This is a genomic window from Kitasatospora sp. NPDC059795, assembly GCF_042732175.1.
Classification (GTDB): domain Bacteria; phylum Actinomycetota; class Actinomycetes; order Streptomycetales; family Streptomycetaceae; genus Kitasatospora.
Genome location: NZ_JBHWID010000006.1, coordinates 274318 through 293941, shown reverse-complemented (window position 1 = coordinate 293941; position 19624 = coordinate 274318). Strand labels below are relative to the sequence as shown.

Below are 19624 nucleotides of genomic sequence, written 5' to 3'. Positions count from 1 at the left end.
GTTCACTGTCCGACGGTGGTGGTGTGGGAGGCGAGCAGCCGGCCGCCGTCCCAGACCACGCCGACCTGCCGGTAGTAGGCGGCGATGGGTTCGCGGATCTCCAGCCGGGCGAGTTCCTCGGTGGGCGACTCGAACAGTTCGAGGTCGAAGTCGCCGACCCAGGCCGGTCCGGCTTCGAAGGCGGCGGCGCCGGAGGCGACCAGCTCGTCCAGGGCGAGGCCCTTGCCCTTCTCGATGGAGGGCAGCCAGCGGTGGTGGGCCATCGGGTGGCCGTTGACGAATCCGTTGGTCGCGGACGGTTCGCGCAGCGTGACGACGGCCTGGGCGAGGCGGCGGTCGGCGGCGGCGAGGGTGGCCCCGAACCGGGCGCCGGCCTCGATCCGCGGCGCGGGGCCGTACGGGTGCGGGCGGGTCTGGTGGATGGAGCCGAGCTTCTTCGGGTAGCCCTGGTGCAGGCCGCGGGCGATCGCGAAGTCCTTGTCGACCCAGATGTACACGCAGCGCGAGTACGTCTGCCCCTGGTACTGGCAGCGCACCACGGCGAAGGCTTCCTTGTACTGGGCGAGCACCGGGTCGAGCAGTTCCTGCCCGGAGGCCGAGCAGGACTGCCAGTCGGCCCAGATCAGCGCGACCGCGCCGGGGTCCTCGTCGGCGAGCTCCAGCGGCTCGGGCAGCAGTTCGCGCACCCGCTCGGGGTCGGTGCGGTACTCGATGGTGAGCAGGTCGCCGGAGTAGCGCCACGGCGGGGAGGGGATCAGCGACGAGGATCCCGTCGCGGTCTTGGGGTGGAAGTACCCACGGACGTCGGCCACTTGGATTCCTTACGCGGTGAGGGCGGGCTGCTGGAGCAGCTCGGCGCGGTGACGGGCGGCGGCTGCGGCGGCCTGCTGTCCGCCGAGGGCGACGACGCCGACCAGGCGGCCGTCGCGGTGGTAGCCGACCAGGACGTCGCCGTCGAGGTCGCCGTCCAGGACGCGCACGTCCTCGCGGCCGAGGGCGGGGGCGCCGAAGGACTGGAGGCGGAAGTCGTGCTGGTCGCTCCAGAAGGTCGGCAGCGGCGCGAACGGGTCGAGGCCCGGCTCGGCGCCGGCGAGGTGGCCGGCGAGCACCTTGGCGGCGTGCTTGGCGGTGTCGGTGGGGATCGACCAGTGCTCGACGCGGCGCGGGACGCCGTCGTAGCGGGCGTTGGGGAACCGGGCGACGTCGCCGACGGCGACCACCTCGGGCCGGCCGCCGACCCGCAGGTGCTCGTCGGTGAGGACGCCGTCGGTGAGGTCGAGGCCGTTGCCGTCGAGCCATTCGGTGTTGGCGATCGAGCCGACGGACTCCACCACCACGTCCGCGGGAAGCACCCGGCCGTCGGCCAGGGCGACGCCGGTGACGCGGTCCTCGCCGTCGAAGCCGGTGACGCCGGCGCCGAGCGCGAAGCGGACGCCGCGCTGCTCGTGGCGGCGCTTCAGCGCGCCGGCCAGCAGCTCGCCGAGCGGTCCGGCCATCGGCAGCGGCAGCGGGTCGACGACGGTGACCTCGGCGGCGCCGAGGGCGACGGCGGTGGCCGCGACCTCGCAGCCGATGAAGCCGGCGCCGACCACCACCACCCGCGCGCCGGGTGCGGTCAGCGCGGTGCGCAGCGCCCGGGCGTCGTCCAGGGTGCGGACGGTGTGCCGTCCGGCGGTGGGGCCGGGGCAGCGCAGGCGGCGTGGGCGCATGCCGGTGGCGACGACCAGTGCGGCGTACGACAGGCGGGTGCCGTCGGAGAGTTCGACGGACTGCCGGTCGAGGTCGGCGCGGACGACGGCGGTGCCGAGGTGCCACGTCACGTCGGCGACGGCGGCCCGGGGGCGGAAGGCCAGCGAGTCGAAGGAGGCCTTGCCGGCCAGCACCTCCTTGGACAGCGGGGGCCGGTTGTACGGCGCGTGGGGCTCGTCGCCGACGAGGGTGATCGGGCCGGTCCAGCCGGCGGCGCGCAGCTGTTCGGCGGCGCGCAGGCCGGCCATGGAGGCGCCGGCGATCACGACGGGTGCGGCGTTCACCGGGATCAGCCTTCGATCCGGATGGCCTGCAGCGGGCAGACGTCGGCGGCTTCCTCGACGTCGGCGCGCAGGGCGTCGTCGGGGTCGGCGACGTACGCGAGGCGGCCGGTTTCGTCGAAGGAGAAGACGTCGGGGGCGGCGAAGACGCACTGGCCGTGGTCCTGGCACTTGTTCATGTCGACGACGACCTGCATGGCCGGTCCTCCTGGGGGTGGGTGGGGCAGCGGGGGCGCCGGAAAGTCATTTGGCGTCAAACAACATAGGAAGCGGTCGACCCGGGGTCAATAGCTATACGGATGGATAAATTAATGCGTCCGACCCCTTGCGGGACGGTGACCTGCGTTCATACGGTGGGCCACCAACAGCGAGCGGTTCCTGCGCCTGGCCGCAGTCCTGACGCCGCCGCTCCCCCTCCCCCCAGGGCCGCGGACTCCGGTTCCGCTCGGTCGGCACAGCCCGGCGCCGCGAGCAGCCGCACCCCCGCGCACCCTGGGCGGCGCCCCACACTTCCCCACAGGAGACACCGGTGAGCGCATCCGACACCCCGCCCGTCCGCCACCACCAGGAGCGGCTGGCCGCCCAGGGCATCGACGTGGTCCGGGTGACCTATCCCGACCTGATCGGCACCGAACGGGCCCGGGACGTGCTGCTCGACCACCTGCCCTCGGCCTGCGACCACGGCCTCGCGTTCTGCCGCGCCGTCTACCACACCAGCCCGCAGGGCGACGTCGTCCCCGTCCCCGGCGGCCTGGACGCCGGCCTGCCCGACATCTGCGTCCGCCCCGACCTCGACACCCTCACCCCGCTGCCGTGGGAGCCCGGCGTCGCCTCCTGCCTCGGCGACGTCACCGACCCCGCCACCGGACGCCCCGCCCCCGAGTCGCCCCGCGACCTGCTGCGCGCCGTCGTCGAACGCTGCCGCGAGGTCGGCCTGCACCCGGTCGTCGGACCGGAGCTGGAGTACTACCTGTGCGACCCGGCCCCGGACACCGCGCGCGGCTGGCGCCGCTACAGCGACGCCTCGGGCGTCGTCTACACCGCGGGCCTGCGCGCCGACGGCGACAACCACCTGCTGCGCACCCTGCGGCAGCTGCGCGAGCTGAACATCGGCGTCACCGGCGGCAACCACGAGTTCGACGGCTCCCAGTTCGAGATCAACCTGACCCACTCCGACGCCCTGTCGGCCGCCGACCGGGCCTTCCGCTTCAAGGCCGCCGTCAAGGAACTCGCCCGCGCCGAAGGCCGGTTGGCCACCTTCATGGCCAAGCCCTTCATGGACGCCGGCGGCTCCGGCTTCCACCTGCACCTGTCCTGCACCGACGAGGACGGCGGCAACGTCTTCGCCGACCCCGCCGCGCCGTACGGCCTCAGCGCCACCGCCCGCCACGCCGTGGCCGGCATCCTCGCGCACGCCCCCGCGCTCGCCGCCCTCTCCAACCCGACGGTCAACTCCTACAAGCGCTTCGGGCCCGACACCCTCGCCCCCTGGCTGGTCGACTGGGGCCTGGACAACCGCAGCGCCATGGTCCGCATCCCGCCGGAGCGCGGCGCCGGCTCCCGCTTCGAGCTGCGCCTCGGCGACGCCGGCGCAAACCCGTACCTGCTGATCGCCGGCACCCTCGCGGCCGCGCTGCTCGGCGTCCTCGCCGGCGACGAGCCGCCCGCCCCGCTGGAGGGCTACGGCTACGACCCCGCCAAGTCGCCCGTCCTGCCGATGTCGCTGCCCGCCGCGCTCGACGCCCTGGAGGCCGACACCGCGCTGACCGAGGTGCTCGGCCAGGACTTCACCACCGCCTACCTCTCGTACAAGCGCGACGAGGTCGCCCGCTTCCATCGGCACGTCACCGACTGGGAGTTCACCGAGTACGCCTACCACCTGTAAGCCGAGGAGCGAACCATGACCACCGCCGCCCACTCCGGCGCCGTGCCCGAGCCGATGCCGCTGGACCAGGTGAACCTGGCCGATCTCGACAACTTCACCGACGGCGTCACCCCGTACCGGATGTTCCACACCCTGCGGCAGCAGGACCCGGTGCACTGGCAGGAGGAGGAGGCCCCCAACTCCGGCTTCTGGGCGCTCACCAGGCACGCCGACATCGCCCGCGTCGACCGCGACGCCGAGACCTTCACCTCGGCCCGCTTCGTCAACCTGGAGGAGGTCGACGACGACCAGATCAAGAAGCGCGCCTCCATCCTGGAACTCGACGGCGTCCGCCACCGCGCCCTGCGCAGCCTGCTGCAACGCCAGTTCGGCGCGAGCGTCATCAACAGCTACGCCGACTTCCTGCGCGGCCTGACCGCCACCACGCTGGACGCCGCGCTCGCCAAGGGCACCTTCGACTTCGTCAAGGAGGTCTCCGCCGACTTCCCGATCAACGTCCTGGCCCGGCTGCTGGACGTCCCGCCGGAGGACAACCAGCAGCTCATCGACTGGGGCAACCGGATCATCGGCAACACCGACCCCGACTACGCCGACGTCCTGCTGCACAGCGCGGAGAGCGAGAAGTACCGCGACCTGCCGTTCCGCTCCCCCGCCTCGCTGGAGGTCTTCGCGTACGGCCGCGAACTCGCCGCGCAGCGCCGCGGCGGCGCCGGCACCGACCTGATCTCCCGCCTGGTCAACGAGACCCCGAAGGACGGCGTGCCGCTGTCCGCGCAGGACTTCGACAACTACTTCCTGCTGCTGGTCGTCGCCGGCAACGAGACCACCCGGCACACCATCAGCCACTCCATGCTGGCCCTGCTCCAGCACCCCGAGCAGCTCGCCCGGCTCCAGGAGGACCCCTCGCTGATCCCCGCCGCGGTCGAGGAGTTCCTGCGCTGGGCCTCCCCCGTCTACCACTTCCGCCGCACCGCCACCCGCGACGTCGAACTCGGCGGCAAGAACGTCAAGGAGGGCGACAAGGTCGTCATGTGGTTCGCCTCCGGCAACCGCGACGAGGAGGTCTTCGGCAACCCCTACGACTTCGACGTCACCCGCAAGGACAACGACCACATCACCTTCGGCAAGGGCAGCCCCCACCTGTGCCTGGGCAACCTGCTGGCCCGCACCGAGATCCGCATCATGTTCGAGGAGCTGATCCCGCGCCTGGCCTCGATCCGGCTGGCCGGCGACGTCCCCCGGGTGCGGTCCAACTTCGTCAACGGCATCAAGAAGCTGCCCGTCTCGATCACCCTCGCCTGAGACCCCGCGCCGCCCTCCCCGCACCGCCTTCCCCGGCCGTCCGGGGAGGGCGTCCGCCTTGCGCCTTGCGCCTTCCGCCTTCCCGTCTTCCGCCTTCGCCTGACGCCGCATCAACCGATCGGTGGATGGCGGCATCCACCACAGTCCGCACCAAGCCTGGCCGACCGGTCGATCCGGCGCCGCGGTGCCGGCTGGCACGCTGCTGCCATGGCAATCATCGAGGTGGAGAACCTCGTCAAACGTTACGCCGGGCGCGCCGTGCTGAACGGCGTCTCCTTCGCCGTCGCGCCGGGCGAGATCTTCGGCATCCTGGGCCCCAACGGGGCCGGCAAGACCACCACCGTCGAGTGCGTCGAGGGGCTGCGCGCGCCCGACGGCGGCACCGTCCGGGTGTGCGGGCTCGATCCGCAGCACGACGGCGGCCAGCTGCCGCAGGTGCTCGGCGTGCAGCTCCAGCAGAGCGAGTTGCCCGACAAACTCACCGTCCGCGAGGCGCTGGAGCTGTACAGCTCGTTCTACCGTCGGCCCGCCGACTGGCGGGAGCTCGCCGAGATCCTGCGCCTGACCGACAGGTTCGGCACGCAGTTCCGCCGGCTGTCGGGCGGGCAGAAGCAGCGGCTGTCGATCGCGCTCGCCCTGCTCGGCACCCCGCGGGTGGCCGTGCTCGACGAACTCACCACCGGCCTCGACCCGCAGGCCCGGCGCGACGTGTGGGGCCTGATCGAGCGGATCCGCGACCGCGGCGTGACGATCCTGCTGGTCACCCACTTCATGGAGGAGGCCGAGCGGCTCTGCGACCGGCTCGCCGTCATCGACACCGGCCGCGTCGTCGCGATCGACACCCCCGACGGCCTGGTCTCCCGCGTCCGGTCCGCGCAGCGGATCCGGTTCCGGCCGTCCGCCCCGCTCGACGTGGCGGAGCTGGCCGCGCTGCCCGAGGTTGAATCCGTCGAGCGGGTCGGCGAACAGCTGGTGGTGACGGGCGACGGCGAACTCCTGCTCGCCGTCACCACGGTGCTCACCGCCCGCCGGATCGCCGCCCTCGACCTGCGGGTCGAACAGCACTCGCTGGAGGACGCGTTCGTCGCGCTCACCGGCCGCACCGCCGAATCCTGAGCCCGCCGAGTCCCGAGCCCGCCGAATCCCGAGGAGTCCCTGTGTCACCGCTGTTCCGGCTCACCGTCACCGAGACCCGGCTGTTCCTGCGCGAACCCGTCGTGGTGTTCTTCGCGCTCGCCTTCGCCCCGATCCTGCTGGTGGTGCTCGGCCTGATTCCCTCCATGCGGGCCGCCAACGCGGAGTTGGGCGGCGTCCGGCCGATCGTCCTCTACCTGCCGATCGTGGTCGCGATGGGCATCGCCCTGTTCGCGCTCAGCGGCCTGACCCAACTCCTGGCCGGCTACCGGGAGAAGGGCGTGCTGCGCCGCCTGCGGACCACGCCCGTCGGGCCGCGCGTGCTGCTCGGCGCCCAGCTGCTGATGGCCACCGCGCTGTCCCTGGCCACCCTCCTCGTCCTGCTGGTCGTCGGCCGGCTGGCGTTCGACGTCCACCTGCCGCGCCTGCTCCCGGCGTTCCTGCTCGGTCACCTGCTGGTCGCGGCCTCGATGTTCGCGCTCGGCCTGCTGATCGCCGCGCTCGCCCCGAACGGCCGCAGCGCCGCGGCGGTCGGGTCGCTGCTGTTCTTCCCGCTGATGTTCTTCGCCGGCCTGTGGCTGCCCCGGGCCAGGATGAACGGAGTCCTGCTGACGATCAGCGATTTGACGCCGCTCGGCGCAGGCGTGCAATCCTTGCAGGACGCCACCGCCGGGCACTGGCCGCACCCGATCCACCTGCTCGCCCTGCTGGCGTGGACGACCGTGGCCGGTGGGCTCGCTGCCCGGTACTTCCGTTGGGAGTAGGGGGTTGGGCATCGTGACCGGCATCGTGACCGCGCTGCGCACCGCATCCGACCGCCGGGAGCGGACCGGGACGGCCGCCGTCCGGCTGCTGCCGTTCGTCCTGCTGGCCCTCAGCACCGCGATCGCCGTGTTGCAGTGGCTGCGCGACGTCCCGATGCCCTTCCCGCTGGTCCTGGGGCTCTCGGCCGCCGCCGCACTCTGGATGCTCGGCTTCCACGCGCTCCGCCCGGCCCGCCGCCGACCGGCCGGGGTCCGCTGCGGGTACTACGCCGGGCTGATGCTGCTGGCCGCCGGGCTGGTCGCCGTCGCCCCCTGGTACGGCCTGTTCGCCTTCGCCGGCTACCCGCAGGCGTTCCAGCACCTGACCGGCCGCCCGCGCTACGCCGGCGCCGCCGCCACCGCGGCGATCTCGGCGGCGGCGTTCATGGGCGGCGTGTCCGGCATCGACGCCGCCCGCATGTGGTGGGCCTGGGCGGGCATCGGCCTGATCTCCGCAGTGCTCGCCGGCGTGCTGTTCCACTTCGTCGGGACGGCCGACCGCCGCGACACCGAGCAGAAACGGGCGCTCGCCCGCCTGCACGAGGCCAACGCCAGGCTGGAGGCCGCGCTGGTGGAGAACGCCGGCCTGCACGCCCGCCTGCTGACGCTGGCCCGCGAGGCCGGCGTCCAGGACGAACGGCAGCGGATGGCCCGGGAGATCCACGACACCCTCGCCCAGGGCCTGGCCGGCATCCTCACCCAACTCCAGGCCGCCGAACAGACCCTGGACGCGCCCGCCGCGCTGCGCCGGCACCTGGCCAACGCCACCGGCCTGGCCCGCGAGAGCCTCGTCGAGGCCCGCCGCACCGTCCACGCCGTGCAGCCCACCGCCCTGGCCGAGGCCCGACTCCCCGACGCCATCGGCGAGGTGACCAGGCGGTGGTCCGAACTCCAGCACGTCGACGCCCGCCTGACCACCACCGGAGACGCCCGCCCGATGCACGCCGAGGTCGAGGCCGCCCTGCTGCGCACCGCCCAGGAAGCCCTCGCCAACGTGGCCAAGCACGCCCGCGCCACCCGGGTCGGCCTCACCCTCTCCTACATGGAGGACGTGGTCACCCTCGACGTCCGCGACGACGGCGCGGGCTTCGACCCCGCCGCCGCCCGCCCGGTCATGTCCGCCGACGGCGGTTTCGGGCTCGCCGCGATGCGCCGCCGCGTCCAGCGCCTCACCGGACAGCTCGTCGTCGAATCGGAGCCGGGCGGCGGAACGGCGATCTCCGCCACCGTCCCGGCGATCCCCGCAGGAGGCACCAGGTGATCACGCTGCTGATCGTCGACGACCACCCCGTCGTCCGGGACGGACTGCGCGGCATGTTCGGCGCCGATCCGCGCTTCGAGGTGCTCGGCGAGGCCGCGGACGGCGCGGCCGCCGTCACCGCCGCGCAGCGGCTGCGGCCCGACGTCGTCCTGATGGACCTGCGGATGCCCGGCACCGACGGCGTCACCGCCATCAGGGAACTCGCCCGGCTCGGCCTTCCCGCCCGCGTCCTGGTGCTCACCACCTACGACACCGACGGCGACGTCGTCCCCGCCATCGAGGCCGGAGCCACCGGCTACCTGCTGAAGGACACCCCCAGGGACGAACTCTTCCGCGCCGTCGAAGCCGCCGCCGAGGGCCGGCCCGTGCTGTCCCCCGCCATCACCGCCCTGCTCATCGGCCAGGTCCGCCGTCCCGCGCCCACTCTGCTCTCCGCCCGCGAACTCGAAGTCCTCGAACTGATCGCCAAGGGCACCACCAACCGCGAGGCCGCCCGGCAGCTGTTCATCAGCGAAGCCACCGTCAAGACCCACCTGCTGCACCTCTACGCCAAGCTCAACGCCACCGACCGCGCCTCCGCCGTCGCCGCCGGCTTCTCCCACGGCTACCTGACGCCCTGACGGCGGCCGTCCCGAGCCACCGTCCGCGTTCAGGACATCTGGACCGCCGCGCCCATCCGGTAGTCGTGCGCGGAGAACGCGGCCGAGACGGCGAAGCGGTCCGCGCGGACCAGGGTCTGCCGCCACTCGATCAGCCGCCCGCCGTCGTCCCGGCCGAGCCGGTCGATGGCGAGCAGCGCGGTGGTCTCCGGGCAGTCCAGCAGGATGCGCTCGCCCCGGCCGGGGACGACGGCCCGGATCCGCTCCCAGCCGCCGCAGATCCGGCTGCCGCAGTGGCGTTCGAGTTCGTCGTAGAGCGCGGTGTGGGTGAAGTCCACGTCCAGCAGCGGGTGGGCGACGTCCCAGGGGAGCCAGATCCGGTCGACGGCCAGCGGCTCCTCGTCGGCCAGCCGGATGCGCTCCAGGTAGAGCAGCGGCGTGGACTCCTCCAGCCCCAGCCGCGCGGCGATGACGCCGTCGGCGCGCCGGTCGAGCGCGCGCACCACGCTGCGCTGGACGGCGCCGACCTCCTCCACCGAACGGAACAGGCTGTACGCCTCGCCGACGTCCTGCTCCAGCGGGCGGCTCGCGGTGAACCTGGACGCCCTGCCGCGCTGCGCGCTGACCACGCCCTCCTCGCGGAGCCCCCGCAGCGCCTCGCGGACGGTGTGCCGGCTGACCCCGTACTCGGCGACCAGGTCGTGCTCGCCGGGGAAGACGTCGCGGAACTCGCCCTGGTCGAGCCGGCGCAGCAGGTCGGCGCGCAGCTGCGCCCAGAGCGGGCTGCCCGCGGATCGGGTGATCGGCCTGGGGCCGGGGTCGGTGGTCACGGCGCCGTCCTGGAGGTCAGGGTTCGGATGGGTGGAGCGGGACACGAACTGAATGTTCGTACCTGGGCGGGGGCTGCACAAAATCGGACGCCCGCCGGGTGCGGCGGGCGTCCGACGGTGCGGCGGTGACGGGGGCGGTCGGGCGGGTCCGGTGACGGGGGCGGTCGGGCCAGGACGGTCGGGCCAGGGCGGTCGGGCCAGGACGGTCAGGCGAGCGCGCCGATCAGCATGAAGGAGGCCACGCCGAGCAGGACCGCGGCGAAGGCCCGCTGCAGTGCGGCGCCGGACAGCTTGGACGCCAGTCGCCTGCCGTCCCAGGCGCCGAGCACGGCGGCGCCCACGAACGGCCCGAAGACGGCCAGGTCGAGGGAGATGCCGGAGACCGCCAGGCGGGTGGTGAGGGAGACCACCGAGTTGATCAGGATGACCACCAGGCTGGTGCCGACGGCCTTGCGCATCGGCAGCCGGAGCACCGAGACCAGCGCGGGCACCGCGAGGAAGCCGCCGCCGACGCCCAGCAGTCCGGTCACCGCGCCCAGCCCGGCACCGGCCGCGACCGTGCCGAGGCGACCGCGCCGGGCCGACCCGGCGGGGCCCTCGTCCTCGGCCGGGGCGCGGGCCGGGGCGCGCGTCGCGCTGCGGGTGCCGCGCAGCATCGCCGCGGCGGCGAGGGCGGCCAGGGCGGCGAACGCCACGGTCAGCGCCGACTGCGGGATGCGGTGCGCGAGCACCGACGTCCCGATGGCGGGGAGCACGCCGGCCGCGGCGAACAGCGCGCCGGTCCGCCACCTGACGTTGCCGGTGCCGGCGTGGCGGAAGAGCGCGGTGACGGTGGTGGCGGTGACGATGACCAGGCTGGTGGTCCCGGCCTGGGCGGGCTCGACGCCCAGCAGGTACACCAGCGCCGGCACCGCCAGCACGCCCCCGCCGCCGCCCAGCGCGCCCAGCGCCACGCCGACCACGGCCCCGCAGAGCAGAGCGGTGATCAGGACGCTCACGCCGTGACGCCGTCCGGGGCGGTGTCGGCGGGCCGGACGACCTCGCCCTGCCAGGCGCCGAACCCACCGCGCAGGTCGGTGGTGTCGAAGCCGCGGGCGCGCAGCACGGAGGCCGCCACCGAGGAGCGGTTGCCGCTCGCGCAGATCACGGTCAGCGGCCGTCCGGTCGGCAGCTCGCCCAGCCGGGCGAGCAGTTCGGGCAGCGGGATCAGCCGGGCGCCGGGGATGGTGCCGGTGTCCCGCACCTCGCCCGGTCCGCGGACGTCCAGCAGCTCGAACTCGCTTCCGGCGCCCGCCAGTTCACCGGCGAGGGCGTCGGCCTCGACCCGGGTCGCGGCGGCGAGGTACGCGGCGCCGAGGGCGTCCACCGGGGCGGCCAGGGCGCCGAGGACGCGGTCGAAGCCGATCCGGGCCAGCCGGGTGCGGGCCTCGGCGGCGGTGGCCGGGTCGCCGCACAGCACCAGGGTGTCCTGGGCGTCGAGCACCTGACCGGCGAGCTCGGCGAACCGGCCGCCCAGCGGTATGTTGACCGCGCCGTGCAGGTGGGCGGCGGCGAACGCCTCCGGGTCGCGGGTGTCCAGCACGGTGGCGCCGCCCGCCCGCGCCGCGAGGAACGCCTCCGGGGTGAGCGCCGGCACCGCGGAGCCCTCGTCCAGCACCGGACGGGCCTCGCGGTTGCGCACCGAGGTGAACGCGAAGTAGGCGGGCACGGCGGGCTGGCCGGCGGCCACCACGGCGACGAACTCGTCCTCGGTCATGTCGGCCAGCGCGTAGTTGCCGCGCCGCTGGTTGCCGATCGTGCAGCTCAGCTCGGCGGACAGGTTCTTGCCGCAGGCCGAGCCCGCTCCGTGCGCCGGGTAGACCCGGGTGTCGTCGGGGAGGGTGAGCAGGGCGCGGGTGGAGCGGTACAGCAGGCGGCCCATCTCCTCGGCCGACCGGCCGCGCGAGCTGAGCAGGTCGGGGCGGCCGACGTCGCCGATGAACAGCGTGTCGCCGGTGAGCACGCCGTACGGGAGGGCGTCGTCCGGGTGTTCGCGCACCACGACGCAGATCGACTCCGGGGTGTGGCCCGGGGTGTGCAGGATCTCCAGCTCGACCTCGCCGAGGCCGAGGCGCTCGCCGTCGGCCAGCGGGTCCGTGTCGAAGTCGAGCGCGGCGACGGAGCCGTAGGAGATGCGCGCGCCGGCGCGCTCGGCCAGCTCCAGGTGGCCGGAGAGGAAGTCGGCGTGGATGTGGGTCTCGATGACCCGCTCGATGGTCAGGCCGTGCTGCGCGGCGGTGTCGAGGTAGTCCTGGACGTCGCGCTGGGGGTCGACCACGACGGCCCGGCCGGTGGTGCGGTCGCCGACCAGGTAGGAGGCGTGGGAGAGGCAGTCGAGGTAGAACTGCACGAAGACCAGCGAGCGGTCGGGCGTCGTCATCTTGGGCTCCTGAAAAGGGAGTTGGACGGGGCGGGAGGGTGGGAGGGTGGGAGCTCGGGTGCGACCGGAGGGTCAGGCGAGCCCGCGGAGCATGAGGTTCCAGTAGAGGAACGGCAGGCCGCGCCGCTTGAGGTGCCACATGTCGGTGCGCTCGCGGAAGGTGTTGATCAGCGGGATCGACGGGGCGGGCCGACCGCTGTAGTCGAACTCGGCGAGCAGCATCTTGTTGCGCGCGGTGGTCAGCGGGCAGGAGGCGTAGCCGTCGTAGGAGGCCGTCGGCTCCCGGCCGTTCATGGTGGCGAGCAGGTTCTCCACCAGCACGGGGGCCTGCTTGCGCACGGCGGCGCCGGTCTTGGAGTTCGGCGACGATCCGGCGTCGCCGAGCGCCCACACGTTCGGGTGCCGGACGTGCCGCATGGTGTGCTTGTCGATCTCGACGTAGCCGGCCGGGTCGTCGGCGCCGGCCAGCGGGCTGCGCTTGACCCAGTCCGGGGCGCTCTGCGGCGGCACCACGTGGGCGACGTCGTACGGCAGGGTCGTCGTGCCGCCGGTCCCGAGGTCGGTGACCACCACCTCGCGGGCGCCCGGGCGCACCTCGGTGACCTCGCTCCCGTAGTGGACCTTGATGCCGTAGCGGCGCACCACCTCGTCGAGCACCCGGGCGAACTCCGGGACGCCGAAGATGGCGGCGCCGGGGATCACCAGGTGGACGTCGATCTTGTCGAGCACGCCCTCCCTGCGCCAGTGGTCGGCGGCCAGGTAGGCGATCTTCTGCGGGGCGCCGCCGCACTTGATGGCACCCGTCGGCATGCTGAACACCGCGCTGCCCGAACGGGTTTCGCGGATGAAGCGCCAGGTCGCCGGGGCGTACTGCGGCAGGTAGTTGCTGGACAGGCCGTCCTTGCCGAGCCCCGCCTCCAGGCCCGGCACCCGGTCCCAGTCCAGCTGGATGCCGGGGCAGACCACGAGGTGCTCGTAGGAGACCGTGCCGCCGTCGTCCAGCGTCACCGCCTGCGCCTCGGGATCGACGGCGACCGCGGCCCGGCGGATCCACTGCACGCCCTTCGGCATGACGGACGCCTGCGGCCGGATGCTCTCCGCGAGAGGCGCCCGTCCGCCGCCGACCAACGTCCACAGCGGCTGGTAGTGGTGACGGTCGCTCGGATCGAGCACCGCGACGTCCTTCTCGCCGGCCCGTCGGAGCCGGGCAGCGACCGAGATGCCGGCGGTCCCACCGCCGATGATCACGATCCGATGATGCTTGCTGGTCAACTGGCCTCCCTCGGCAAATGTACGGACATTAAAGTAGGGCGGGGTCGCGACCGACCGCAAGACCGCCGGGGGAATCCCACCGAATTTGTCCGTACATTTGCCTCTGAGGCACGAGGTGCGAGGCGCGAGACGCGAGGCGCGGAACCGCGGGACCGGCTCACCGACGGCGGCCGGACGAGGCGGTGGCCCGATCAATGCCGCCCGGCCGCACCGCGCCGCGCCGCGCCGCCGCATGCTCCCCCGATGGAGACCGACGGCATCTCGCACGGCTGCGAAGTCCTGGTCACAGGGCCCCACTTCGCGGATCCGGTGTTGCCGGGGCCGCGCGCTGCGCGCCTGCGGACGAGGCTGCACTATGGTGAGCCGATCTTCGGACCTGTCCGCATGGAGGCGCAGCAGTGACGACCGACGTGACGCCCGAACTGGCCGAGGCGATCCAGCGTGGCTACGACCAGCGGGACCGGGCGAACATGGCGCCGACAATCGCCTACTTCCAGGCCCTGCTTGCCGAACACCCTGGTCACCCGGTCCTCATGTACGAGGTGGGCGGCGCCTACGACACCGCGGGCCAGGAGGAGACCGCCCGCAGCTACTACGAGCGGGCGCTCGCCCTGGGTCTCGACGGCGACGTCCTGCGCCGGTGCCTGTGCCAGTACGCCAGCACCCTGAGGTGGCTGGGCGAGCTGGACGAGTCGCTGGCGGTGCTCGACCGTGCCCGCAGGGAGTTCCCCGATTCGGACTCCGTACGCGTCTTCCGCGCCCTGACCCTCAACGACGCCCAGCGGCCGGACGAGGCGGTGGGCGAGTTGCTCACCGTCGTCACCGAGCACGCCGAGGTCACCGACCTCGGACGGTGGGCGGTCGGACTGCGGGGCCTCGCACAGTGGCTCGCCGACGGCCGCCCCGCATAGGAATCACCTGCCCTGCACAAGGCCGAACTCTTCTCCCCAGCACGACTATTGACGCTCGAACGCGTCGCGGCCGCCACCGCTTGCCGGCCCGCTCCGGCATCCGGCCCGGGTGCGAGCTCGGCCGTCCGGGCGGCCGGGGGGTGTCCTCTTCACCACCTCGGGTGGTCGTGTTAGCGTCCGTCGGATGTCGAGGATTCTGGTCACGGATCTGGACGGCACTCTGCTCGGCGGTGACGCCGACGACCGGCTGCGGCTACGGGAGGCGCTGGCCCGCCATCCGGAGGTGACGGTGGTGTTCGCCACCGGCCGGGGTCCGGATTCGGTACGGGACGTGCTGCGCGATCCGCTCGTTCCCTGCCCTCGGTGGATCATCGCCGACGTCGGCGCCACCCTCCTCGACGGCGCCGACTTCTCCCCGGTCGAGCCCCTCCAGGGGCAGCTGCGCGCCGGCTGGCCGGGCCCGCGCCGGGTGCGCGCCGCGCTGGAACGGTTCCCGGCGCTCCAGTACCAGCGCGGCATCGCCCAGGACGGCCGCTGCTCCTACTACCTGTCGCCGGACGCCCTCACCGGCGAACTCAAGTCCGCTGTCGCCGAGTTGGGGCTGACCTGGGTGTACTCGGGCGAGCTCTGGTTCGACGTCCTGCCACCGGGGGCGTCCAAGGGCAACGCGCTGCGGGCGCTCGCGGAGAAGCTGAACTGGGCGGCGGACGAGATCCTGGTGGCGGGCGACTCGCTCAACGACCTGTCGCTGTTCCAGGTCGGCGCGCACGGAGTGGTCGTGGGCGGCGCCGAGCCCGCGTTCGACGCGGCGGTCGGCGCGGACCCGCTGGTCCACCGGTCCCAACAGCCGGGAGCGGCAGGCATCTTGGCGGCCCTCCGGGCTCTCGGCTGGATGGCGGCCGCCGACGCCGACCGCCACGCGCTCCTCGTCGGCTACCACCGCCCGCCCCCGCAGCACCGCCCGCCCACCGGCCCCAACGCCATCCGGCAGACGCCGCACGGAAGTTGACAGCGCCCACCGGCCGACACCCGGACACCCGGACGCCCGGTCACCCGGTCACCCGTTCGTGAGCACCATCCGGAACCGCGCCCGGCCGTCCAGCATCCGCCGGTAGGCCTCCTCCGCGCGGTCGAGCGGCACGGTCTCGACCATCGGGCGGATGCCGTGCAGGACGCCGAACGCCATGGTGTCCTGCACGTCCTGCGCGGTGCCGGACGGGTGTCCGCGCAGGACCAGGCCGTTCATCAGCAGTTGGGCGGGGTTGATGCCGAGCGGCGTGGTGTCCGCGCCGACGACGACCAGTTCGCCGCGCGGGGCCAGGCCCTCCACGGTGGCGGTCATCGCGTCCGCGTTGGCGGCCGTCGCCAGCACGACCCTTGCGCCGCCCAGGGATTGCAGCGCCTCGGCGACCGGGGTGTCGGAGGTGCTGTCGATGTAGTGGTGGGCGCCGAGTTTCTCGGCGAAGGCGGCCTTCTCCTGCCCGCGCGCGATCGCGACCGTCTCGAAGCCCATCGCGGCCGCGAACTGCACCCCGAGGTGGCCGAGGCCGCCGAGGCCGAGCACCGCGACCAGGTCGCCGGGCCGGGCGGAGCTGCGCCGCATCCCGTTGAAGACCGTCACGCCCGCGCAGGACATCGGCCCGGCGTCGACGGCCGTCAGCCCCTCGGGGATCCGGGCCAGCGCGTCGACGGGCGCGATCGTCTTCTCGGCGAAGCCGCCGTCGTACGCCCACCCCGGGACCTTCAGGTAGCGGCAGACGATGAAGTCGCCCTCCCGGCAGGGCCGGCAGTGCCCGCAGCTGCCGCCGAACCAGCCGACCGCGACGCGGTCCCCGACCTGCCAGCCGGCCTCGGCCGCACCCGCGCCCAACTCCTCGATCCGGCCGGCGATTTCGTGACCGGCCACGACCGGGAACGACACCCCGGGCAGCCCGCCGCCCAGGAACATCGCGTCGCTGTGGCACACCCCGCACGCCTCCACCGCGATCCGCACCTGCCGTGCTCCCGGCTCCGGCACCTCGCGCTCCACCACCTCCAGGGGCCCGTCCGGAACGCTCGCCTGCACAACGCGATAGGTGCCCATGTCCTGTACTCCTGACGGAAGTTGACGTCCACCCAGCACCCTTGCGGGCGGCCCGCTCCAGTATCGACGCCCGACCGCGCCCCCGCCGCCCGATCTCCCGTGTCCGCCACGGATTCCGTCGTTCGGGCGAGCCCGCGGGGCGTCCCGGCCGGTCGTCACCGCACTCCCGCCGCACCACCCCCTACCATTCGCACACCGATCATCTGCTCATTGCGAACTATTCCGCCCAAGGCGTGACTTTCCCTTTCTCCGATTGCCCCGCCGTTCGGCTCCGCCCTGGCGTGCGTCGAAAGTCGCGACCGGGCCCGCACCGCCCTGTCGCCGGGCGAGAGAGAGGCGGCACGAATGCCGGCCGAAGTGAAGAACCAGAAATTCAGCATGCTCTTCCACTGGTTCGACCAGGGTGGCGACAACATGCTCACCCATGACGATTTCCTGGCGATGGGAGAGCTCTTCGCCACGCTCTCCCAGCCGGGCGACCACGAGAACGCCGCGGCGATGAAGAAGGCGTTCGAGGAGTGGTGGCGGGTGCTGCTGGAGCACGGGGACGCCAACGGCGACGGGCAGATCGACCACGAGGAGTTCCTCGCCCTGATGAAGGCCACCGTCACGGCGCCGGAACACTTCGAGAAGGCGGTGCTGGCCATCGCGGACGCCCTGATGCGCGCGCTGGACACCAATCACGACGGCGTGTTGAGCAAGGACGAGTACGTGCGCATGTACGACGCCCTGGGCATCCCGCCCGAGCACTCGGGGGACGCGTTCCAGCGGCTCGACCTGGACGGCAACGGGGTGCTCAGCCATGACGAATTCCGCAGCGCCATCACCGAGTTCTACCTGAGCTCCGACGAGAACGCGCCGGGGAACTGGCTGATCGGCCCGATCCGGCAGGGCTGAGCCCGCGGACCGCCTACGAGTCGCCGTTCCGGACCACCCGCTGGTCGCCGTGCTGGACGGCGTAGACGGTGCCGCGGTCGTGCGCGGTGTTGTTCTGCGTGTACGCGAGGCGCTGCTGTTCGCCCCGGAACTCGTCGACCAGTCCGGCGAGTTCGGGGCGCAGCTCGGGGTCCTGGCGGAGCAGGGCCGCCAACTCCAGGGCCCAGAAGGCGAACAGGGCCCGCCGGGCCTCCTCGGGGCGGTCGGCGTCGCGGACCAGTTCGGCGTTGCGGTCGAGCTGCTCGGCGACGGTGCGCTGCCGGTCGCGGCCGAGGCGGTGGAACAGCGCGAGCGTCCCGTCCTTGACGGACTGCCACAGGTCGGTGGCCATCGCGCCGACCACCACGGCGGCGCCGGACTCCGCGAGTGTCACCAGTTCTTGCTCCATGGGGGGCGTCTCTCCTTCAGTTTCGGGGGGTGGTGGTGATGTGCTGGACGCCGTTCTGGACGGCGTAGATGACGCCGTGCCCGGTCGCCCGGTTGTTCATCCGCGACGCCCCGGCGGCCGGCGGCGGCACGGCCTGGGGTACGGCCGGGGGCGCGGCGGAAGGCCCGGCCGGGGCGTCGGCCGCGGCCGTCCTGAGCCAGGCGGTGGAGGTGAACTCCTTGTTGTGGACGGCGACTTGCCGGTAGTCCTCGGGTTCGATGCCGGGCAGCCCGGGCTGCACCGTCTCCTCGTGGAAGTGCTCGGAGAGGACCAGCACGGCGACGGCCCCCGGCGCTTCGGCCAGTTCGGTGCGGACGGCGGGCGCGTCGAGCAGCCGGGCCAGCACCTCCAGCGGCCGCCCGGCGACCTCCCCGTCCGGGCCGAGCCGGACGTCGCCGGCGTGCAGCGCCATCCGGACCCGGATCGTGGTCGGCGGCCCGGCCAGCCGGTTGTGGGCGCGCAGCCGGGCGGCGACCTCGTCGAACAGCGGGTGGACCAGCGACGCCTTCGGCGCCCCGGCGGGGGCGGTGACCCGCAGGCCGTCGCCGAGGTCGTCGATCCGGCACTGCGCCCAGTCGATCCGGCTCCGCCCGAAGGACTCCCGCAGCACCGCCCGGAGCGCCGCGCGAATCGCCAGCAGCGCCGGGTCGCCGCGTCCGGCGGAGCGTTCGATGTCCACGGCGAGCACCGTCCGGTACGCCAATTCCCAGTCCACGCCAGCCTCCTGATCCCGCACCTTCGCGAGCGCTCCGGGTTCCATGGTGCCGGACCGGCGGGCGGCGCACCCCGTCGGAATACGGTTTCTCCCACCGACCCGCACCACCCCGGGGCGGCCCGCCGACCGCATACTGGTGGCAGCAGCGCACCGGGCAGGGGGAGAGCGATGGCAGCCGACGACCACAGCCGCACCGGAGACGGGAGCGCCCCGTCCGGCCGTAACTGGGCGTGGCCGCTGTCGAGTCTGCTCGGCGGCCTGTCGCCGGCCGAGCGGGCGCCGCTGCTGTCGCTCGGCACCGAGGTGCGGTACCCGGCCGACCGGGTGCTGGTGCGGGAGTCCGACCGGACGGACTTCCTGCTGGTGCTGCTGGCGGGCGTGGTCAAGGTGACGGGCCGCACGCAGGACCACCGGGACGCGCTGCTGGCCGTGCGGATGGGCGGCGACCTGGTCGGCGAGTTCGCCGCCGTGGACGGCCGGCCGCGTTCGGCGACCGTCACCAGCTGCGGCCAGGTCACCGCCCGGGCGGTGAGCCGCCCGGCGTTCCTGGACTGCATGCGGCGCGAGGCGCGGATCGCGCAGGCCGTCAACGAGTCCATCGTGACGAAGCTGCGGGCCGCGAACGACCGCCGGATCGACTTCACCGGCTGCGACACGGCGACCCGGCTGGCCCGGGTGATCCACCAGATCGCGGTGACGTACGGCGAGCCCGCCGGCGCGGGCGCGGTGATCCGCTGGCCGATCACGCAGCCCGAACTCGCGACGCTGTCCGGCGCGGCCGAGCCCACCGTGCACAAGGCGCTGCGCCGCCTGCGCGAGTCGGGGGCCGTCACCACCGGCTACCGCAGCATCCGGGTGGAGAGCATGGCGCTGCTGGAGACCATCGCCTTCCCCTGACCGGGGAACCCCCCAGAGCTTCCCCCGACCGGGGAGGTGATGTGAACGGCCTTGGCGGAAACCGTCGTTCGACGGGGTCTCGCCGCGCGGCCCGCACTAGCCTGGCCAACTACCGGACCG

Annotated in this window: 21 protein-coding genes; 11 read left to right on the top strand and 10 right to left on the bottom strand. The window is 73.4% G+C overall.

What is annotated here, in order from left to right; genetic code table 11:
* Nucleotides 1-2: 2 nt before the first annotated feature.
* The 3 genes from ACFV4P_RS15220 to ACFV4P_RS15210 are packed head-to-tail and all read right to left on the bottom strand — an operon-like array spanning nucleotide 3 to nucleotide 2227.
* A complete protein-coding gene (locus tag ACFV4P_RS15220) occupies nucleotides 3-812 on the bottom strand; it encodes an acetoacetate decarboxylase family protein (RefSeq protein ID WP_380471168.1) in 810 nt (269 codons plus the stop codon).
* Between the two features lie 9 nt (nucleotides 813-821).
* Complete coding sequence (locus tag ACFV4P_RS15215; RefSeq protein ID WP_380471166.1) at nucleotides 822-2033, bottom strand: NAD(P)/FAD-dependent oxidoreductase; 1212 nt, start codon at nucleotides 2031-2033, stop codon at nucleotides 822-824.
* Nucleotides 2034-2038: 5 nt separating this feature from the next.
* Nucleotides 2039-2227, bottom strand: a complete 189-nt coding sequence (locus ACFV4P_RS15210; protein ID WP_073812716.1) for a ferredoxin — start codon at nucleotides 2225-2227, stop codon at nucleotides 2039-2041.
* A gap of 332 nt (nucleotides 2228-2559) precedes the next feature.
* On the opposite strand from ACFV4P_RS15210, the gene ACFV4P_RS15205 reads away from it, so the two are divergent.
* The 6 genes from ACFV4P_RS15205 to ACFV4P_RS15180 all read left to right on the top strand — a co-directional run bounded on the left by ACFV4P_RS15205 (nucleotide 2560) and on the right by ACFV4P_RS15180 (nucleotide 9035).
* Complete coding sequence (locus ACFV4P_RS15205; RefSeq protein ID WP_380471164.1) at nucleotides 2560-3915, top strand: glutamine synthetase family protein; 1356 nt, start codon at nucleotides 2560-2562, stop codon at nucleotides 3913-3915.
* A gap of 15 nt (nucleotides 3916-3930) precedes the next feature.
* A complete protein-coding gene (locus ACFV4P_RS15200; protein WP_380471162.1) occupies nucleotides 3931-5217 on the top strand; it encodes a cytochrome P450 in 1287 nt (428 codons plus the stop codon).
* A gap of 207 nt (nucleotides 5218-5424) precedes the next feature.
* Nucleotides 5425-6333, top strand: a complete 909-nt coding sequence (locus ACFV4P_RS15195; protein ID WP_380471160.1) for an ABC transporter ATP-binding protein — start codon at nucleotides 5425-5427, stop codon at nucleotides 6331-6333.
* 41 nt (nucleotides 6334-6374) lie between these two features.
* A complete protein-coding gene (locus tag ACFV4P_RS15190) occupies nucleotides 6375-7115 on the top strand; it encodes an ABC transporter permease (protein WP_380471158.1) in 741 nt (246 codons plus the stop codon).
* Between the two features lie 13 nt (nucleotides 7116-7128).
* Nucleotides 7129-8415, top strand: coding sequence for a sensor histidine kinase (locus tag ACFV4P_RS15185; protein WP_380471156.1), 1287 nt, complete (start codon nucleotides 7129-7131; stop codon nucleotides 8413-8415).
* Entirely contained in the window at nucleotides 8412-9035 is a 624-nt protein-coding gene (locus ACFV4P_RS15180) for a response regulator (RefSeq protein WP_380471154.1), read from the top strand. The genes ACFV4P_RS15185 and ACFV4P_RS15180 overlap by 4 nt, the downstream gene beginning before the upstream one ends.
* A gap of 29 nt (nucleotides 9036-9064) precedes the next feature.
* On the opposite strand, the gene ACFV4P_RS15175 is transcribed toward ACFV4P_RS15180, so the two are convergent.
* From ACFV4P_RS15175 to ACFV4P_RS15160, 4 genes are all read right to left on the bottom strand, one after another.
* Nucleotides 9065-9889: a GntR family transcriptional regulator gene (locus tag ACFV4P_RS15175; RefSeq protein ID WP_380471152.1), complete on the bottom strand. Its 825-nt coding sequence runs from the start codon at nucleotides 9887-9889 to the stop codon at nucleotides 9065-9067.
* 161 nt (nucleotides 9890-10050) lie between these two features.
* Nucleotides 10051-10842 carry a sulfite exporter TauE/SafE family protein gene (locus tag ACFV4P_RS15170; RefSeq protein WP_380471150.1) on the bottom strand — a complete coding sequence of 264 codons (792 nt, stop codon included), beginning with the start codon at nucleotides 10840-10842 and terminating at the stop codon, nucleotides 10051-10053.
* The gene (locus tag ACFV4P_RS15165) at nucleotides 10839-12263 is read right to left on the bottom strand and encodes a rhodanese-like domain-containing protein (protein WP_380471148.1); all 1425 of its coding nucleotides are present in this window, start codon (nucleotides 12261-12263) and stop codon (nucleotides 10839-10841) included. Before ACFV4P_RS15165 ends, ACFV4P_RS15170 begins: the two co-directional genes overlap by 4 nt.
* A 72-nt stretch (nucleotides 12264-12335) precedes the next feature.
* Nucleotides 12336-13535 carry an FAD-dependent oxidoreductase gene (locus ACFV4P_RS15160; protein ID WP_380471146.1) on the bottom strand — a complete coding sequence of 400 codons (1200 nt, stop codon included), beginning with the start codon at nucleotides 13533-13535 and terminating at the stop codon, nucleotides 12336-12338.
* 243 nt (nucleotides 13536-13778) lie between these two features.
* On the opposite strand from ACFV4P_RS15160, the gene ACFV4P_RS15155 reads away from it, so the two are divergent.
* The 3 genes from ACFV4P_RS15155 (at nucleotide 13779) to ACFV4P_RS15145 (ending at nucleotide 15455) form a co-directional block, all read left to right on the top strand.
* A complete protein-coding gene (locus ACFV4P_RS15155) occupies nucleotides 13779-13937 on the top strand; it encodes a hypothetical protein (RefSeq protein ID WP_380471144.1) in 159 nt (52 codons plus the stop codon).
* Nucleotides 13934-14446, top strand: a complete 513-nt coding sequence (locus ACFV4P_RS15150; protein ID WP_380471142.1) for a tetratricopeptide repeat protein — start codon at nucleotides 13934-13936, stop codon at nucleotides 14444-14446. Before ACFV4P_RS15155 ends, ACFV4P_RS15150 begins: the two co-directional genes overlap by 4 nt.
* 184 nt (nucleotides 14447-14630) lie before the next feature.
* Entirely contained in the window at nucleotides 14631-15455 is an 825-nt protein-coding gene (locus ACFV4P_RS15145; protein ID WP_380471140.1) for an HAD-IIB family hydrolase, read from the top strand.
* A 48-nt stretch (nucleotides 15456-15503) separates the two neighbouring features.
* Here the strand turns inward: ACFV4P_RS15145 and ACFV4P_RS15140 are convergent, their stop codons facing one another.
* Complete coding sequence (locus ACFV4P_RS15140; protein WP_380471138.1) at nucleotides 15504-16529, bottom strand: alcohol dehydrogenase catalytic domain-containing protein; 1026 nt, start codon at nucleotides 16527-16529, stop codon at nucleotides 15504-15506.
* 345 nt (nucleotides 16530-16874) lie between these two features.
* Between ACFV4P_RS15140 and ACFV4P_RS15135 the strand changes: the two genes are divergently transcribed.
* Entirely contained in the window at nucleotides 16875-17426 is a 552-nt protein-coding gene (locus ACFV4P_RS15135) for an EF-hand domain-containing protein (RefSeq protein ID WP_380471136.1), read from the top strand.
* A 13-nt stretch (nucleotides 17427-17439) separates the two neighbouring features.
* On the opposite strand, the gene ACFV4P_RS15130 is transcribed toward ACFV4P_RS15135, so the two are convergent.
* Nucleotides 17440-17853: a hypothetical protein gene (locus ACFV4P_RS15130; protein WP_380471135.1), complete on the bottom strand. Its 414-nt coding sequence runs from the start codon at nucleotides 17851-17853 to the stop codon at nucleotides 17440-17442.
* Between the two features lie 16 nt (nucleotides 17854-17869).
* Complete coding sequence (locus ACFV4P_RS15125; protein ID WP_380471133.1) at nucleotides 17870-18607, bottom strand: hypothetical protein; 738 nt, start codon at nucleotides 18605-18607, stop codon at nucleotides 17870-17872.
* Between the two features lie 168 nt (nucleotides 18608-18775).
* Between ACFV4P_RS15125 and ACFV4P_RS15120 the strand changes: the two genes are divergently transcribed.
* Nucleotides 18776-19504, top strand: coding sequence for a Crp/Fnr family transcriptional regulator (locus tag ACFV4P_RS15120; protein ID WP_380471131.1), 729 nt, complete (start codon nucleotides 18776-18778; stop codon nucleotides 19502-19504).
* The last annotated feature ends 120 nt before the right edge of the window (nucleotides 19505-19624 follow it).

Coding starts and splice junctions, on each gene's coding strand:
- ACFV4P_RS15140 (WP_380471138.1), bottom strand. CDS start 16,529: ATGGGCACCTATCGCGTTGTGCAGGCGAGCGTTCCGGACGGGCCCCTG.
- ACFV4P_RS15120 (WP_380471131.1), top strand. CDS start 18,776: ATGGCAGCCGACGACCACAGCCGCACCGGAGACGGGAGCGCCCCGTCC.
- ACFV4P_RS15135 (WP_380471136.1), top strand. CDS start 16,875: ATGCCGGCCGAAGTGAAGAACCAGAAATTCAGCATGCTCTTCCACTGG.
- ACFV4P_RS15145 (WP_380471140.1), top strand. CDS start 14,631: ATGTCGAGGATTCTGGTCACGGATCTGGACGGCACTCTGCTCGGCGGT.
- ACFV4P_RS15195 (WP_380471160.1), top strand. CDS start 5,425: ATGGCAATCATCGAGGTGGAGAACCTCGTCAAACGTTACGCCGGGCGC.
- ACFV4P_RS15130 (WP_380471135.1), bottom strand. CDS start 17,853: ATGGAGCAAGAACTGGTGACACTCGCGGAGTCCGGCGCCGCCGTGGTG.
- ACFV4P_RS15155 (WP_380471144.1), top strand. CDS start 13,779: ATGGAGACCGACGGCATCTCGCACGGCTGCGAAGTCCTGGTCACAGGG.
- ACFV4P_RS15165 (WP_380471148.1), bottom strand. CDS start 12,263: ATGACGACGCCCGACCGCTCGCTGGTCTTCGTGCAGTTCTACCTCGAC.
- ACFV4P_RS15200 (WP_380471162.1), top strand. CDS start 3,931: ATGACCACCGCCGCCCACTCCGGCGCCGTGCCCGAGCCGATGCCGCTG.
- ACFV4P_RS15210 (WP_073812716.1), bottom strand. CDS start 2,227: ATGCAGGTCGTCGTCGACATGAACAAGTGCCAGGACCACGGCCAGTGC.